13 protein-coding genes are annotated in these 16,180 nt (G+C 38.3%); 2 read left to right on the plus strand and 11 right to left on the minus strand.

Going from position 1 to position 16,180, the window contains the following annotated elements:
- From K6G87_RS14605 to K6G87_RS14635, 7 genes are all read right to left on the minus strand, one after another.
- The coding region (locus tag K6G87_RS14605; RefSeq protein WP_296838828.1) for a non-ribosomal peptide synthetase at nucleotides 1-6,101 on the minus strand (6,101 nt) is incomplete at its 3' end.
- Nucleotides 6,094-7,434, minus strand: coding sequence for an MATE family efflux transporter (locus tag K6G87_RS14610; protein WP_296838829.1), 1,341 nt, complete (start codon nucleotides 7,432-7,434; stop codon nucleotides 6,094-6,096). The genes K6G87_RS14610 and K6G87_RS14605, both read right to left, overlap by 8 nt.
- Before the next feature lie 195 nt (nucleotides 7,435-7,629).
- The gene (locus K6G87_RS14615; RefSeq protein ID WP_296838831.1) at nucleotides 7,630-9,429 is read right to left on the minus strand and encodes a C69 family dipeptidase; all 1,800 of its coding nucleotides are present in this window, start codon (nucleotides 9,427-9,429) and stop codon (nucleotides 7,630-7,632) included.
- Nucleotides 9,430-9,660: 231 nt separating this feature from the next.
- Nucleotides 9,661-10,833: an iron-containing alcohol dehydrogenase gene (locus K6G87_RS14620; RefSeq protein ID WP_296838833.1), complete on the minus strand. Its 1,173-nt coding sequence runs from the start codon at nucleotides 10,831-10,833 to the stop codon at nucleotides 9,661-9,663.
- A 213-nt stretch (nucleotides 10,834-11,046) separates the two neighbouring features.
- Nucleotides 11,047-11,772: a PrsW family intramembrane metalloprotease gene (locus tag K6G87_RS14625; protein ID WP_296838835.1), complete on the minus strand. Its 726-nt coding sequence runs from the start codon at nucleotides 11,770-11,772 to the stop codon at nucleotides 11,047-11,049.
- Nucleotides 11,773-11,834: 62 nt separating this feature from the next.
- Nucleotides 11,835-12,206 (minus strand): C-GCAxxG-C-C family protein, encoded by a 372-nt coding sequence (locus tag K6G87_RS14630; RefSeq protein WP_296838837.1) that lies wholly within the window; start codon nucleotides 12,204-12,206, stop codon nucleotides 11,835-11,837.
- Nucleotides 12,207-12,328: 122 nt separating this feature from the next.
- Nucleotides 12,329-12,718: a winged helix-turn-helix transcriptional regulator gene (locus K6G87_RS14635; protein WP_296838838.1), complete on the minus strand. Its 390-nt coding sequence runs from the start codon at nucleotides 12,716-12,718 to the stop codon at nucleotides 12,329-12,331.
- A 138-nt stretch (nucleotides 12,719-12,856) separates the two neighbouring features.
- Between K6G87_RS14635 and K6G87_RS14640 the strand changes: the two genes are divergently transcribed.
- Both K6G87_RS14640 and K6G87_RS14645 read left to right on the plus strand, forming a co-directional pair.
- Nucleotides 12,857-13,057: an ATP-binding protein gene (locus tag K6G87_RS14640; protein WP_296838840.1), complete on the plus strand. Its 201-nt coding sequence runs from the start codon at nucleotides 12,857-12,859 to the stop codon at nucleotides 13,055-13,057.
- Between the two features lie 25 nt (nucleotides 13,058-13,082).
- Complete coding sequence (locus K6G87_RS14645) at nucleotides 13,083-13,664, plus strand: 4Fe-4S binding protein (protein ID WP_296838841.1); 582 nt, start codon at nucleotides 13,083-13,085, stop codon at nucleotides 13,662-13,664.
- A 1-nt stretch (nucleotide 13,665) separates the two neighbouring features.
- Here the strand turns inward: K6G87_RS14645 and K6G87_RS14650 are convergent, their stop codons facing one another.
- From K6G87_RS14650 to K6G87_RS14665, 4 genes are all read right to left on the minus strand, one after another.
- Nucleotides 13,666-14,457 carry an ABC transporter permease subunit gene (locus K6G87_RS14650; RefSeq protein ID WP_296838842.1) on the minus strand — a complete coding sequence of 264 codons (792 nt, stop codon included), beginning with the start codon at nucleotides 14,455-14,457 and terminating at the stop codon, nucleotides 13,666-13,668.
- A gap of 19 nt (nucleotides 14,458-14,476) precedes the next feature.
- Nucleotides 14,477-15,163: an ABC transporter ATP-binding protein gene (locus tag K6G87_RS14655; RefSeq protein ID WP_296838843.1), complete on the minus strand. Its 687-nt coding sequence runs from the start codon at nucleotides 15,161-15,163 to the stop codon at nucleotides 14,477-14,479.
- Between the two features lie 105 nt (nucleotides 15,164-15,268).
- Nucleotides 15,269-15,736, minus strand: a complete 468-nt coding sequence (locus K6G87_RS14660; RefSeq protein ID WP_296838844.1) for a DUF3021 domain-containing protein — start codon at nucleotides 15,734-15,736, stop codon at nucleotides 15,269-15,271.
- Between the two features lies 1 nt (nucleotide 15,737).
- On the minus strand, nucleotides 15,738-16,180 hold a 443-nt coding region (locus K6G87_RS14665), incomplete at its 5' end, for a LytTR family DNA-binding domain-containing protein (protein WP_296838845.1).

Here is a 16,180-nt window from a genome sequence, read left to right on the forward strand (position 1 = left end):
TGAAATCTTATTATAGATTCCTCATCATATAGCTCAGGGATATAGTCAATTTCCAAGTCTAATCCATCATCTGCAAATACATTTTCAAGAAATTCTATCTCGAATCTTTCTCCTGCTGCCAGATAAGGCTCATCCAGCTCAATCTGCTCAGGTTCCAGCTCATCAATCTCACTTCCGTTTATTTCTATCTGCAGATTTACTTCCATAGGGTCTGTATTAAAAGCAGAGTCAAATCCTACAAAGTAATCATAAGAAGAGTGAGCAATGCCCTCTATCACCTGCCTTTTAACCTCTAACAAAAGATCCTGCATGCTGTCAAACTTTGAAATATCCAATCCTACAGGAGAATTCTTTATCAGCATTCCAACAACATGCTCAGACTCCGGTGACAGCCTGTTGTTAAAAATCCAGTTAGTCATTACATTATCAGCACCTTCGTAATCCGAAAGTGTTATGAGTGCAGTAGCAATTGCCATGCAGGAATGTGAAACTCCCCAGTACTTCTCAGCTTCTTTCATCTGTTCACTGTTAAAGGAGAGTCTTCTTGGTCTTTCTCCCTGAGAGTTTTTGTTAGACTTGTGGTCCTGCTTAGGAATATAGTGATAATTTTCCCCATTCTTTCCATAAGCATTCTCAAAATATTCTCTGTCTTTTTCACGTCTGCCATCAGAATATGCCATATCTGCATCTTCAAGCAGCGCAAAATAATAGTCCTTTGGCAGCTCTCTTCCAAAATAGGCATTTGTTATATCCGTTAACAGTACTCCCAAGGATGGCCCATCCATAAGCAGATGATGCACATCCATAAACAGATAAGAGTTTGTATCTGTCCTGAATACCCTTGCCCTGAACAGGCAGCTGTTCAGAATCCTTTTGAAGGGACATACAAGGTTTTTGGCCAGCTTTTCTACATCTTCCTCACTTATATCTTCCACCTTTAAATCAGGAATTATCGAAGGATCATATCTCTGCTGTAAATTGCACTCGTCATCGAATTCGAATACAACTGCAAGTCCTGGATGATTATTGATTGCCGTTTTAACAGCATCGCATAGTCTGTCTGCATCTATTTCCTTTTTGAATCTTACAAAAAAGTGTGTGTTGCTCCACATAGTTGATCCAGGATTGTACAGCTGGTTATCTATCATCTTGATCTGCATCGGTGATGGCCTGTGCGGGACAGTTCTAGCCTTCTTTTCTTTCTCATCCAGATCTTCATTATCTTTTGCCAAAAGTGAAACAGCAATTTTTTTGACTGTCCTCTTTTGGAAAATATCTGCAGCTGTAAGACCTTCTATCTCGGCATACGCAAGAACCGCCATAGCCTTTAGGGAATCTCCTCCAAGCTCGGCAAAGTCATCTTCAGTTCCGATCGCATCTTCATCCATGCCCAGTGCTTTGGCAAAGGCAATGCATAATCTTCTCTCAATATCGTTTTCAGGTGCGACATACTCTGCTTTTAACTCGGATATATCAGGAACAGGCAGAGCTTTCCTGTCAATTTTACCGTTTGTAGTAAGAGGCATTTCCTCTACACGTCTGATTATCTGAGGAACCATGTATTCCGGAAGCTTATCCTTCAAAAATCCCACATACGCATCCATATCAGGCTCATTCTCACAAGTGTAGTAACCAGCCAAAAATTCTTTTGCTCCGGTCTTAACAACCTTTACGGCACCTGAATTTATGCCATCAAACTCAGACATGACCTTTTCTATCTCATCAAGTTCAATTCTAAAGCCTCTGAGTTTGATCTGATTATCTATTCTGCCAAAAATGCGAACTTTCCCATCAGGATTCCACATGCACAGATCGCCGCTATGATAAGCTTTTTGAATGCCATGTTTAAAAAATGCCTCTTCCGTCTTTTCTGGAAGGTTGACATATCCTCTTCCAACCTGATCACCCGCAATAATAAGCTCGCCCTTTATGCCGACAGGAAGTTCATTTCCAAACTTGTCATATATATAGAAAGAGGTATTTGCTATAGGATTTCCAATGGTTATGCTTTCAGGATCTTCCACAACATCTGCAGAACATCCCATTGTGCACTCTGTAGGTCCATAAACATTTAAGATAACACTGTCTTTTCTTATATCCCTGAGTGCTCTAAATAAAGTTGCAGGGAATGCTTCAGCACCAATATCATAAAATGTAACCTGTTCAAGAGCCTTTCTTGATGAAGGAATTCCAAGAAGACTCAAAAGATAAGTAGGAGTACACGTTATTCCTGTGACATCATTATCTGTGATCAGTTTTGCAAGACCATCAGGATCATGAATCTCCTCATCTGTGGCAATAACAACGGTATTCCCGTTACATAGAGGTACAAACTGTTCAACCACTGATACGTCAAAAGAAAAGGCTGCAAGCGCAAGGCATACTCTGCCCTCTTTGGCATAATTCATTATCTCTATGGACTTTTCATTCCTGTGCACATAATTTGCTATATTGCCGTGCTCTATCATAACGCCCTTAGGACGCCCTGTAGATCCTGAAGTATAAATACAATAAGCAAGATCAGAGCTGCCTGATGGTTCATGGCTATACTCTTTCTTTAATCCCTGCGCAGATATCTCATCCAGGCTCGCTACTCCAAAAATATCCTCCAAAGTTAATATACTGTAATTATCTTCATTTAGCCCTTTACGCGTCTTTCTCACATCCTCTGATGTAACAAGAAGAGGGATCGATGCATCAAGCATGCAGAAGTTTATACGTTCATCCGGATACTCAGGTATAAACGGAACAAATGCTCCTCCAGCTTTTAAAATTCCGTTTTCTACCACATAGGCATAAACAGATCTTTCAAGTAAAACTCCAGCAGGAACATTCCTTCCTATACCTTTTTCCAAAAGCTTTGAAGCGACAATATCAGAAAGAAGATCAAACTCTTTAAAAGTCAGAGTCTTTCCGCGACAGATAACAGCTTTTTGATCCGGAGTCTTTTTGGCAAAAGCAGCTATCTGCTCATGCACCGGCACAAAATCCATTTGATATGAAGTATTGTTAAAGGCATCGATCTGAGCTTTTTCTAAATCGCTCATCATCACGATATCACCAATCCTCTTGCAAGAAAGAAGCTGCCTGGCAATGATAAAAAGATGATCGGCAAAGTTTTGGATCCATTCTTCAGAAAATCTTTCGTTCCTGTACTCAATTGTCATATTATAAAGGCCATCCGTCGCAAAAAACTGAATGGACATACATCCCGTCACCATACCGGTATGATACTGTTCCATGAAATAGGCGTCGCTCTTTAAAAGCTGCTTGCCGCCTGCTTTTCCCATATTGTCAGTAAAAAGATCTCCCTGATAAATGAACTCAACATCTTCGTTTACAGGACACTCTTTTAATACTTCATCAAAGGAATAGATATCATTACTCATGTTTGAAAATACCTGCTTACTCATAGCAGTAAGGAATGTAACAATATCCGAATTATCAGAAAGATCCCCATATACAGGAATTCTTTTTATCAGAGTACCTATTGTATTATTCATTGCCGGAAGAGATCTTCCGCTGTACACCGTCGAAAATGATACGTGATCTGAATATAAGTACTTTCCAAGGAGTATTGCCATTGCTCCCATAAAGAATGAACTCTCAGTGATCTGGTATCTGTTACAGAATTCTTTTACAGTTTCAGTATTCAGAGTCTTAGGCTCATATCTGAAATTTTTGCTTACACCGGGTGTGAGTGGTTTATTCAGATCTCCCATAAGAGAATCCAGACCATCCATCTTTGCAAAAAGATTTTTATAATATTCAGCTGCCTTATCATGCGCTCCGCTGTCAATAAGAGCTTTCTCATACATTCCTACCTGCTGAATAAAGCAGTCTTCACCCACGAGCTCATCACCTTTTAGTGCCCTGTTAAGGTCAGATATCAAAAGGCTCAGCGATGTGCCATCACTTGCTATAAGATGTGACTTAAGGAGAAGATAACAGCATTTTTCAGTTTTATACACAGCAAAATTAAACAGCAGATTGTCAAGTATCTTAACAACCGGCATATAGCTGTTTGCAAAATCTATCCTGCCATCTGAACTTCCTTCAAATACAGGTACTTCGATTTTTTCATCCGGGACCATGACCATGTATGGAAGATTGTCTTCTCCACACTGTATTTTATATTTCAAGGCAGGATGAGCATCAAATAATTTATTTACCGCTTCTATCAGCCTGTTTTCATCAACACCAGCCTCAGCCTCCATCATGTACTGTGTAGTATAGGTTTCCTTGCTTCCACCGGTTATACCCTCAAGATAGATTCCAAGCTGGGTCTTTGTCAGCGGATATCTGTCCCTATCCATAGGAGGAATCTTTACTGCATTCTCGGAGTCTTCAATAAAAGCCGCAAGCTCTCTGGGTGATGGATTATTATTTACATCACCGTATGCAACAGTATATCCATCCTCTTCAAGAACTGAAAGAAGTCTTGAGACGCTCAGAGAAGTTCCGCCATACTCAAAGAAATTACCGGTAACGCTGAATTTTCGTGCTCCAAGTACTTTGGCAAAAGAGTTGCATAAATACTTTTCAAGGTCTGTATCAGGTTCCACATAATCGAAGCCCTCAAACAAAACGTCCATCTCCATGAGTTTCTGCCGGTCAATCTTATTGCTGCTGTTTAAAGGCATTTCATCAAGTTTTATATAAACACCGGGAATCATGTACGCCGGCAGTTTTTTCCGCAGATTATCCGTAAGCTCTATGGATCTAAACTCTCTGGATACGGTATAAAAAGCTACAAGAAAGTCCTCCTGATCATTGTTTTTCATAAGAACTTTACACTGCTTTACTCCGTCGATCTTCATGATCAGGCTCTCAATTTCTCCAAGCTCCACACGCTGTCCATGGTATTTGACCATGTCATCTTTTCTGCCTGTTATATGATAATTTCCCTTTTGGTCCCGAAAAACAATATCTCCTGTCTTAAAATATCGCTTACCATCCACAACAGTAAAAGATTTTTTGTTGTTCTCCTCAAGGTTATAATATCCAATGGAAATGCTGGGAGCAGTGAGCCAAAGTTCTCCACTTTTGCCATCCTTTATCTGATCGTCGTTTTCATCTACAACAAGCGCATCAGCGGCAAAAGACAGGTCACCGACACTGATCTCACGATCCTCTGTGGTGATGATCTTTCTTAAAATTCCCGAATTCGTCTCTGTGCTTCCATATCCATTAATAATCTGAATAGTAGGATTTATCCTGAATACATCATCCAGGATCTGTGAATTGACCTTCTCTCCGCCAAAGAACAGTACATCAAGTATTGCAACCGCAGGTCTTGATGACTTTACTTCCATAAAATTCTTTAGAAATGAAGGTGTCATAAATACACTTTGAACCTCAAATTCAAGGATTTTTTCAGACAGATGTTTTATATTTCTAAAATCTTCTTCATCAGGGAAAATAACAGTCCCACCGTTATAAAGTGAAAGGTAATCGATCACAGCTGCGACAAATGAAATCTGGGTTATGGCCATTGTTATCTTCTGATTCGAATAATAATAGCGGTTAAGATTCCTGTTCTCAAAATCGCACACCATTACTGCATCGGAAAGGGCTGTATGTTTTACCCCTTTGGGCAGACCTGTGGATCCTGAAGTGTAGATTATATGTGTCAGCTGATCCCTGCGCATCTTCGGAAGCTCAGCCTGCTCACCTTCATAAGATATTGCCTCTTCCACAAACAGAATATTGATGTCACGGTCTTTTAAGTATGGCTTACTCTGCAGAATATCAACGGTTGTAATTAAGGCCTTACATTCTGCATTTTCCATACAATACAGAATTCTGTCCTCAGGATATTCATCGGTCATTGCAATATAAGAAAATCCCGCCCTGTTAATTCCTATCTCAAGAGGGAACACATAAGATTTCCTGTCAAGTAACAGGCCTATAGGTGACTCTTTGGGCAGATTTGGAAATGACTTTATCAAACCATAAGCTACCCTGTCAGAAAGCTCATCAAGGCTCTTGTAAGTAAGGCTCCTGTCTTTTGCAATTATTGCGGTATTATCAGGAATCGCAGTCGCCAGCTTTTTAATCTTATCCGGGATAGTAACAATTTCATTGATTATATCATTCATTTTCCTGCTCACCTTTCTTTGGAAATCTAATCCTGTATAAAAGAGCCACAAACACAATAGTCACAATTTCAGAACACAAAGATGTAAACCACACTGCATCATTTTCAAAAATAGCCGGCAAAGCAAAGATAAAAATAATAGGCATGATAAAACTTCTCAAAAATGCAATTATTGCTGATGATAAGCCATCTGAAACACCTGTGAACACCGAGGAAGAAAACATGTTGATTCCGCATAACGTATATGCCAGACCGCATATTCTTAGAGCATATGTAGCCATATCTTTTAGTTCTTCATCATAGCCCACAAACACACCGGATATAACAGAGCTGAATATGATGGCTATTGCTGTCATTATCACGCCCAAGATAACGACGATCTTTAAACCTGTATTTCTCAGCCTCTTGAGCTCATCATAATTTTTTTCTCCAAATCTGTATCCAAAGACAGGAATTATGGCGATGCCAAATCCCATAAGGACAGCAACAAACACTCCTGAAACATATTCTGTCACTGCAAAAGAAGCTACTCCTCTCGCCGAAAGTAGCTCAATAAGTCGTCTGTTGAAAATAATTCCAACGATTGCATAAGACACTGCATCCACCATTTCCGAGGAGCCGTTAAGAAGTGACTGTAATATATCTTTCAGATTGATTTTAAAAAGAACAAAATGAAGATTGTGTTTTTTATTGAAAAAGTATATTAGCGAAACAAGCAGACTAAAGCACCATGCCATTCCTGTTGCCGCAGCCACGCCCACAAGTCCGTAGTTGAATCTTACAAGAAACAGATAGTCAAGAATTATATTTGAAACGGCATTTACAACTGAAGAAACAAAACCAAGTTTTCCCTCATCAGCGACAACCAGATATTCCTGAAAAGCATAATTAAGCATCTGAACAGGCATAAATAAAGCAAGCACACGTCCATATACAGTGCAATATGGAACGAGTTCTTTGGTGGCACCTGACAGAGCGGCTATATAAGGCATAAATGCGAAGGCAACAGCGGATATAATACTACCTGTAATCAGCAAAAACAGGCTGATCATTGACATAGTCTGCCTTGCCTGAGCATCTTTTCCTTCTCCAAGATAATAAGCGATTATAGCACTTCCACCTGCTCCAAGTACAAGTCCAAGTGCCAGCAAAAGAGCTATCGGAGGAAAAATCATGTTTTCAGCCGCAAAAACTTCTTCCCCAAGTACGTTAGACACAAAATATCCATCAACCATCTGATAAGTATTATCAACAAGTTGCATGCCGATGCAGGGAATTGCAAACCAAAGCATCTTTTGGGCCGTAAAATGATCGGATATCTTAATATTAGCCATTAATTGATGCGCTCCTCTGGTTATTCTTCAAAGCTTTACTGACTCAATTTACGTGGCTTATTCCTTGATGTCTTTTAATACAAATGTTAAACTCGCAAACGCTTCGCTTTTTGTTCGTTATAAAATCACTGCTGACGCAGTTCTACGGGTACGGGGCTTATAACCCCGCACCCGAAATCAAGATATTCCCACCACCTAAAGGTGATGGGTTATCTTGATCATTTTATACATAATGCCACATAAAGCCAAAGCACCACATAATGCGATAACTGCATACTTCATATCAAAACCTTGATCCTCAAATCCATCAGGAAGTTCCTCTCCATATCTAAAATGCCTGTAAAGCGCCAGCGTGCTTTCCTGGCTTTCCCTGGACATAGCGGCATGTTCTCTTGTCATCATTTCCTGACGTTTTAAAGGATCGGTTTCTTTCATCAGATCAGCAGACAATTCTTCAAATCTTGAATTATAGTCTTGCTGCATATAATTATAATATCGGATAGCAAGCTCTTTTTCCTTATCCGTACCCATGTAATAAAGATAATTGCTGGTTCCATTAAATGTGTAACAGTAAGATTTATCCCATCCTTTTGGAAAAATACAATAAAGGTCCTGACCTGTACTATCAATAAAATCATACCCCATATAATTAACTCCGGACATAATATAATAATCGTTCGTATCAATAATTTCTTCTTCCAAAGGCTCTACTTCAATGTTTATAACTTCCTCATATTCATCCCAAAAATCCGGATCTTTTGACTCATATATAGTATTCGAAAGGCCGACTTTGTAGCCATCCCAGGTATCTGTCATCAGAACCGGATAACTCGGAATAAATACATTGTACTCATTATCTGAAAAGCTGCTATATTCAATTATTCCAAAGTCCAGATCCACATTTGGATAAAATCGGTAAATGTGAGTTTCTACGTTTTGTGTACTGCCAATTGGATAAAGTCTTAATAACTCAAGCAAATAATCCAGATTTACAGTATCATTCATATTAAGATCATTATAAAAGGGAACTATACTTCCATCTTCCGAAATATTTGTAATAATATAGTTATCCTCTTCAAGGACATTATCAGCATTATATTTATCCGTCTTTAATAAATTGTTCAAATAAACCGCATTGCGTTCAAAAACATTCCATTTCCAGTTATCACCAAATAGATCAACCTTATAATCACTAATGGAGCGCCTGTAATCTATAATATTTTCATCCTCATCACCTATAAAAGTACCGGCTTTTTGGGCCAGCTCTATCAGCCCATCTGTACAGATAATATTTTCATCATCAAGATCTATGAGGCCTATACTAGAAACATTTACATTAAGAAATATCAGGTTTTCAGAAAGCGGGATCGCCAAAAAATAATGAGATGCAATTGCTTCAACGTACCACTGTTCATTTTGGTCACAGAGCATTATTGAAAATCCTTCTCTGCACATTCCCTCTGTCTCCACGAGACGTTTTAGAAAATCTATTGCATCAGATGCACTGGAACACTCAGATAACAATATAGTGGCCATTTCAGCTTCACTGACCCCATTTTCAATATATGGGTCTACCTCGCTAATTTTGATATTTGCATCTACAGAATTTGTGCAGGTGACTGTGAGACCATATTCGTTGGTTCCAGCTTCCTGATATGGCTGATGCAAATGATCTTTACCACAATTGGGACATACCATTCCTATGTTATCGTCCATTCTGGCAATATATCTGTAGCTGTCATGAGTAAAATTCCATTTAAATCCATAGCAACCATTGTATTCTTCTCCAGCTTTATATTTTCCTTCCGGAGAAACAAGATAAAGCTTATTATCATTTGCCTCACCATCTTCTATTCGCATAAAAAGGTTGGCGCCGTCATCTGTATATGCACCACCAAAATAAAACAGGCTACAAGCATTGGCCGTATCAAAGATACTAATGAACATAAATGCAATGATAAATAAAAAAATGGTTACTCTTAGATTTTTTCGCATACATATATCCTCAAATAGTAAACATGAAACAGAATTCTCTTCCAAAATAATTATACATTATATAGGCAAAAAATATTCTTCATATCATTTATATTTTATAAAATATTATCAGACTGCTGTACTAATTTCCCATAAAAAAACTCACTAAGAACATTGTCTTAGTGAGTTAGTCTTATTATTTATCCAATCAAAAACATATACGAAGATGTCATACTTTGATTCAATTAATTATTATAACATTTTCCTGTAAACATCCTTGACTTCGTCTTCAGAAAGCTTTACAAATCCGTAGAGATTGCCATCTCTTCCATCTCCGCGGCAGGCCATCCTTGCGAGAGTATCGATATCCTCTTCCTTACCACCAAGTTCTGAAAGTGTAAGAGGCATACCTATCTCTTTAAGGAAAGCCTTATATCTTTCGATAGCTTCAAGGATCATAGCTTCCTTATCTCCATTATCTTCAACGCCCCATACTCTTACAGCCCACTGTGAAAGCCTGTCAAGATCATGCTTATAAACATATGAAAGATATGCCGGGAAAGTAACAGCAAGTCCGGCACCATGAGCACAATCATAATAAGTTGAAAGCTCATGCTCGATATTATGACTGTTCCAGTCCTGTGATCTGCCTACGCCGCAGGAATTATTATGTGCCATCATTCCAGCCCACATAATATTGGCTCTTGTATCATAATCAGTAAGATTCTTGATAACCTTAGGACCTTCCTCTATCATAGCAAGCATCAGACCTTCGATCATTCTGTCTGTTGTTACTACATCTTTAGTATTTGTAAGATATCGCTCCATAAGATGAGCCATGATATCTGTTATTCCACAGGCTGTCTGATATGCAGGAAGTGTTGTGGTAAGTTCAGGATTAAGAATAGAAAATGCAGGTCTGATAGCATCTCCACTTGCTCCTCTTTTGAACATACCATTTTCATTAGTAATAACTGAGTCTCCTGAACCTTCACTTCCGGCAGCTGCAATTGTAAGAACTGTTCCTACAGGAAGAGCCTTTTCAATTCTCTTTCCTGAATAGAAATCCCAGAAATCTCCGTCATATACTGTTCCTGCAGCAATAGCTTTAGCAGAATCAATAACACTTCCGCCGCCTACTGCAACTATGAAATCGATGCCTTCTTTTCTGCAAAGGTCAATTCCTTCGTATACAAGACCGCTTCTTGGATTGGGCTTAACACCTCCAAGCTCTTCATAAGCGATTCCTGCTTTTTCAAGACTGTCCTTAACTCTGCCGATAAGCCCTGACTTAACAGCACTTCCTCCGCCATAGTGGATAAGGGCCTTCTTGCCGCCAAATCTCTTTACAAGCTCTCCTGTATTGTTCTCTTCACCCTTACCAAAAGCAAAATAAGTAGGGCTATAAAACTTAAAATTATCCATAAATAATCATTCCTCTCTAATAAAATCAATAGTTATGTCGCTAGTCCAATTTTATTAATAACACAAGAAAGTTACCATTACTTATTATGAATTATTAAATTGTGCCCAATTATTATGTTTGAGTTAAGGTTTCGTTTTAAATATACCTATTACTTATCTGTTGAAAAAATATAGAAAACCACTAATATAGAGCTTTTTAGCCCTTTATTATTTTCATATTGGTCTATCGGCCTTGGATGCCTTACCAACCATGATGTAAGAAATAATAAACATGATAGCTACAAATACTATGAAATACCCATTTCCATTCTGAGATTCCATAGTCGCTATATAGTCATATGCCCCGTGTAAAAGAGCCGGAATTACAACCGCCAGCATTCTCATGATCCTTGACATTGCTTCATTTCTTCTGTAGTCATATCTTTTGGCTATGCCATAAAAGATTCCCATAAATACGCCAAAGCATGCATGTCCGGGGATTGCTGTAACAGCTCTTACTATTGCGGTTCCAAAGCCGTACATCATTACATAGCTGATATTTTCCCAAAGTGCAAAACCAAGTGATACGAACACGGCGTATACGACTCCGTCAAACTGACAGTTGAATTCCCAGCTTTTCCAGGTAGTTCTTTTCATTAAAAGATATTTGGAACTTTCCTCAGCAAAAGCTACTATTCCAAAATATAAGATTATGTTGTAAAGAGGTGATTGCTGCGGAACTGTATATCCCAATATTACTGATAATATACGTTCTTCCAAAAGCGCAAGAAGTGATGAGAATATTCCCGCTTTAACCAGATTCCAGAGCATGTACGGGCTTTCTCTTTCAAGCTTATCCGATCTGTAAACCTTGATCATTAAAAAGATTGCCGGAATCACTGCTGCCGCAATAAGGATTCCGTTGTAAACAAGATATGGTGCTACAAGAAAATAAAACATGTACTCACCTTCTTTCGATTATTCTTTTTGGAGAAACTCTCACAACTTATATTTTAACAGTTTTAAAGCTGTTCTGCTATCTCTACTGCATGTCTTACGCAGTCATCACAATCACAGACAACAACACCTGTATCTCTGCCCTTAAGGTCTTTGCAGACTGTAGCGCCGCATCTGTTCTCAAACTCTTTTAAAATACCAGCAGCATCTCTTAAAACGGGCTTGCCATCATACTTCTTCATTCCGAGAACCATCTGTGCACCACAAAGCGCTCCACAGGTTGATTCCATGCATCCCATTCCTACGCCAAAACCCGCACCGATCTTTCTAAGTTCTTCCTTTGAAAGGCCTACTTCGTCCTCGAATGCGCAAAGTACTGCCTGGGCACAGTTATTGCCGTTATGTTTAAGTTCTACTGCAAGTTCTTTTCTTTCCATTTTGATAAAATCTCCTACTTCTTTAATACTGATTGTTTAATTATGCCTTAACTTTGTCTGTCTCTTTTGTACTGATTGTTATTAAGCCTTATCCTTGTCTGTCTCTTTTGTATTGATTGTTATTAAGCCTTATCCTTGTCTGTCTCTTTGGTACTTATAAGGTTTTCTTCGCCCCACTTTTTAAGTTGGAGCAGTATAGGAACTATGCTTTCCCCTTTTTTAGTAAGTGAATACTCTACTCTTACAGGCATTTCCATGTACTGTTTTCTTTCAACAAGTCCATCGTTTTCCATCTCTTTAAGAGAAGTAGCCAGCATAGTATTAGTTATTCCAAATACTCTTCGGTTCAGATCTCCATATCTTACTGTACCTTCTTTTTCTATGACACATAGGATCATGATTTTCCATTTACCACCTATGATATCAATCACTTTCTTAAGTCCGCAGTCTTTACCTGCCAGATCTTCACAAAGTGGTTCGTGGTTCTTCTTTGTTTTTTCTTTTTCTGACATAAAACCGTTTCCTTTCCTGTTACTCAGTTTTTTCTTACCAGGTACATATATTCTGCGTACTTGATATATTTTTTGTACCACCTATACTAACATTATCGTCGTTATATGACAAGTATTTTTTTACAGGCAGGTATTTATATGAAATCCAAAAAATTTGCAAGCATAGATTCAAGTATATGCGTATGCTGTGGAGCATGCTTTTCTGAATGTCCAATGTCTGCTATAAGTAGCCATGGCGGATCTTATATGGAAGTTAATAAAGATATATGTGTTGGATGCGGCAAATGCGAAAGAATATGCCCTGCCGGGTGTATTTCACTTACCGACATAACAGAATAATTATAAACAGAATGGAGATACTAATTTGAACAAGAAAAAGAAATGGTACGACTACTTATGGATATGGCCAATCATATACTTTACCCTTGGATTTTTTAATATACTTTTTGCCTGGCTTGGTATGATCGACTTTATAGTTCCTATAATTGTTGCATCTATTGGTGGAGGCAAAGCTTTCTGCAACAGATATTGCGGACGCGGAAAGCTCTTTGCTGTAATCCCCAGATTTCTTAAATTAAAAAACAGGAAGGTTGCTCCTTCCTGGATGTATAGCAAGGCTTTCAGATACGGCTTTCTTATCTTTTTCCTGACTATGTTTGGAAATATGGTATATCAGACCTATCTTGTATTTGCAGGAAGCGCTTCTTTACGAACAGTTGTAAAACTCTTCTGGACATTCAAACTCCCCTGGAACTGGGCATATACTGTAAGCAGCGTCCCTGCATGGGTTACACAATTCTCTTATGGTTTCTACAGTCTGATGCTTACATCAACACTTATAGGACTTATTGTGATGGCTCTTTACAGACCCAGAACCTGGTGCACCTTCTGCCCAATGGGTACTATGACCCAGGGCATATGCAAGATAAGAAATATATCAAAATAGATCAGCTTTCCAGGTCTCTCCTGTTGTAATTCCAGAATCCAAAGATCACGCCTGCAGACAATAAGGCCGCTGCGAGAAGCATTGCTTTAGCCTCTGTTTCAGCTCCAGTAAATATCTCTGCAGCATTGGCATAAGAATATGGCCCTATAAAGAGATAGTCTTTAAGATCCGGAATAACTCTACCCATAACATCATAGGCATAGAATAAAAGAGCTATTCCAAGGCCGAGCCCCATTCTGTTCTTACCTGTAAGTGATGAAAGTCCAAAGCATATCCCTGCAATCTCAGCATTCATAAAAAGCTGCATTATCATGAATTTATAAAACTCATCATAAGGGATATCTTCTCCAAGAATGTAAAATCCCAAAAGATAGCAAACCGTGCATATCACTGCAAATACAACCAGCATGATACCTACACAGACTGCCTTTGAGATAAGGACTTTGCTTCTTGATAATGGCAATGAATATATGAATTCACCTGTATGTGAATCCTCTTCCTTTGAGATAATATTTATGGCTATTATAGCTGCGAACATTCCGCTTCCAAGTCCATGAACTGTTCCAATCTCTGTGGCAAAATATCCTTTTAAACTGGCTATAGATAGCGTGCTCATCCCAAAAGCATCAGAAAAGGCTCCCATGTTGGAAAAGGCATCTGCCATATTTTTCATCTCGCCTTCCATTGAGCTGTATAGAAGTATGCAGGACAGGCCAAGTATTCCGACAGAAAGGCTCCATATAAGTAATGATCTGATATTAAGCAGTAACTCTCTTTTTAAAACTGTTTTCATAATATTTGCTCCATTTCATTTAATCCTCATAAAAGCTTAGAAACTTCTCATCGTCTATATGGGGAGTCTCAAGCATTGTAAGTCTTCCTTCTCTCATGATTGCCGCACTCTTACAGTATTTATCAACTTCTGATAATACATGTGTAGACAGAAGGCAGGTTGCTCCATCATCTACATACTCATTTATCAGTGCAAAAAAATTCTTCTGTATAAGAGGGTCCAGGCCACCTGTTGGCTCATCGAATATGAAAAGTCTTGGCTTGTGCTGCATCGCGCAGACAATGCTGACTTTCTTTCTGTTACCAAGAGACAGCTGCCTTATCTTTTTACTGGTATCGACTTTAAGCCTTTCGCAGATCTTCTCTGCTTCATTATTGCAGTCTATGCCTCTTACATCTGCCGCATACTTAATTACATCCATAACTTTCATAGAATCATAGAACCAGGCTTCAGATGGCATATAGCCTACCTCTTTTAAAATTTTCTCATGATCTTTGATGCTGTCCATTCCAAGGATTCTTATGCTGCCTTCATTTATCTTTAAAAATCCAAGCATTGATCTAATGGTTGTAGACTTGCCTGCTCCATTTGGTCCAAGAAATCCAAAAATATCTCCCTTTTGGATAGTTAATGATACATCTACTACTCCTCTGTTTTTGCCGTAGCTTTTAGTTAGATGACTTATCTCTATAACATTTTCTTTCATGAACTTCGTCTCCCTTTTGGCTGTTTACTCCTTACACTTTATTCATATCAAAAATAAAAAACGGGAACAATATATGTTCCCGTAAGATGCACTATTTGACCTTTATCATTCACTTTTTTTGTGCTGTGTTTTGAAGAGTTCGAGATCTTCGTTCAGCTTTTTATCATCAATTATGCGCTTATATTTATATATCAGATATACGCAGAAATACGACAGTAATATATAAGCACCAAAGAGAAGGCTTACCAATATATTTTTATCAAACCAGTTAAAAAGAAAGGAAAGGAAGGTATATACTATAGTGCAAAGTACCATTCCAAACACTTCTTTAGCGCCAAGTTTATCTGCCTCATCAAAGTTCCATAAAAGATAAACCTGAATGTAGCCTATTATATAGCAGGTAAAAATAAGCTCTGTCATATGCAGTATACTTGCATCGTAAATCCCATTAATGATCCTGTACACGCAGTAAAAAAATAAAAGGGCAAAGAAATAAAGACATGCCTTAAATTCAATACCGATTTCCTTGGTAAGGTACAACTCCCAAAGTGTAGGCTTCTTATTATCCTTCATATTATCTGCCTCCCTTTAACAGTCTTCTGAATTCAGAAGCATATCTTCTTGAAATAATGATATGCTCACCGCCTTCCATAGTAGCATCAATCCTGTTGGACGAAAGACTTTTCAAAGACTTGACCATACTTACGTTAATTACCATTGATTTACTACATCTAAAAAAGCTTCCATCATCATAGTCTGTCATAAATGAGTTTAAAGAACCATCTATCTTTAAGACTATACTTTTAGTATAAGCAAAAAGTTTGTCATCCACAGACTCAAGATATAGAAGATCACCAATACTAATACTGGCTGTTCCTGTATCGGTCTTGCCCCAAAGTTTATCGTCGGTTCCTTCGAGGATTCCTATTATTTTTTTCATAGAAGGAGTAAGATCTTTATAACGTATCGTTACATATTCCTGTCCTTCCGTAATTTTCTTAATATCAATATTCATCT

The organism is Butyrivibrio sp. (genome assembly GCF_024699075.1).

Coding starts and splice junctions, on each gene's coding strand:
- K6G87_RS14610 (WP_296838829.1), bottom strand. CDS start 7,434: ATGGCTAATATTAAGATATCCGATCATTTTACGGCCCAAAAGATGCTT.
- K6G87_RS14615 (WP_296838831.1), bottom strand. CDS start 9,429: ATGCGAAAAAATCTAAGAGTAACCATTTTTTTATTTATCATTGCATTT.
- K6G87_RS14620 (WP_296838833.1), bottom strand. CDS start 10,833: ATGGATAATTTTAAGTTTTATAGCCCTACTTATTTTGCTTTTGGTAAG.
- K6G87_RS14625 (WP_296838835.1), bottom strand. CDS start 11,772: ATGTTTTATTTTCTTGTAGCACCATATCTTGTTTACAACGGAATCCTT.
- K6G87_RS14630 (WP_296838837.1), bottom strand. CDS start 12,206: ATGGAAAGAAAAGAACTTGCAGTAGAACTTAAACATAACGGCAATAAC.
- K6G87_RS14635 (WP_296838838.1), bottom strand. CDS start 12,718: ATGTCAGAAAAAGAAAAAACAAAGAAGAACCACGAACCACTTTGTGAA.
- K6G87_RS14640 (WP_296838840.1), top strand. CDS start 12,857: ATGAAATCCAAAAAATTTGCAAGCATAGATTCAAGTATATGCGTATGC.
- K6G87_RS14650 (WP_296838842.1), bottom strand. CDS start 14,457: ATGAAAACAGTTTTAAAAAGAGAGTTACTGCTTAATATCAGATCATTA.
- K6G87_RS14655 (WP_296838843.1), bottom strand. CDS start 15,163: ATGAAAGAAAATGTTATAGAGATAAGTCATCTAACTAAAAGCTACGGC.
- K6G87_RS14660 (WP_296838844.1), bottom strand. CDS start 15,736: ATGAAGGATAATAAGAAGCCTACACTTTGGGAGTTGTACCTTACCAAG.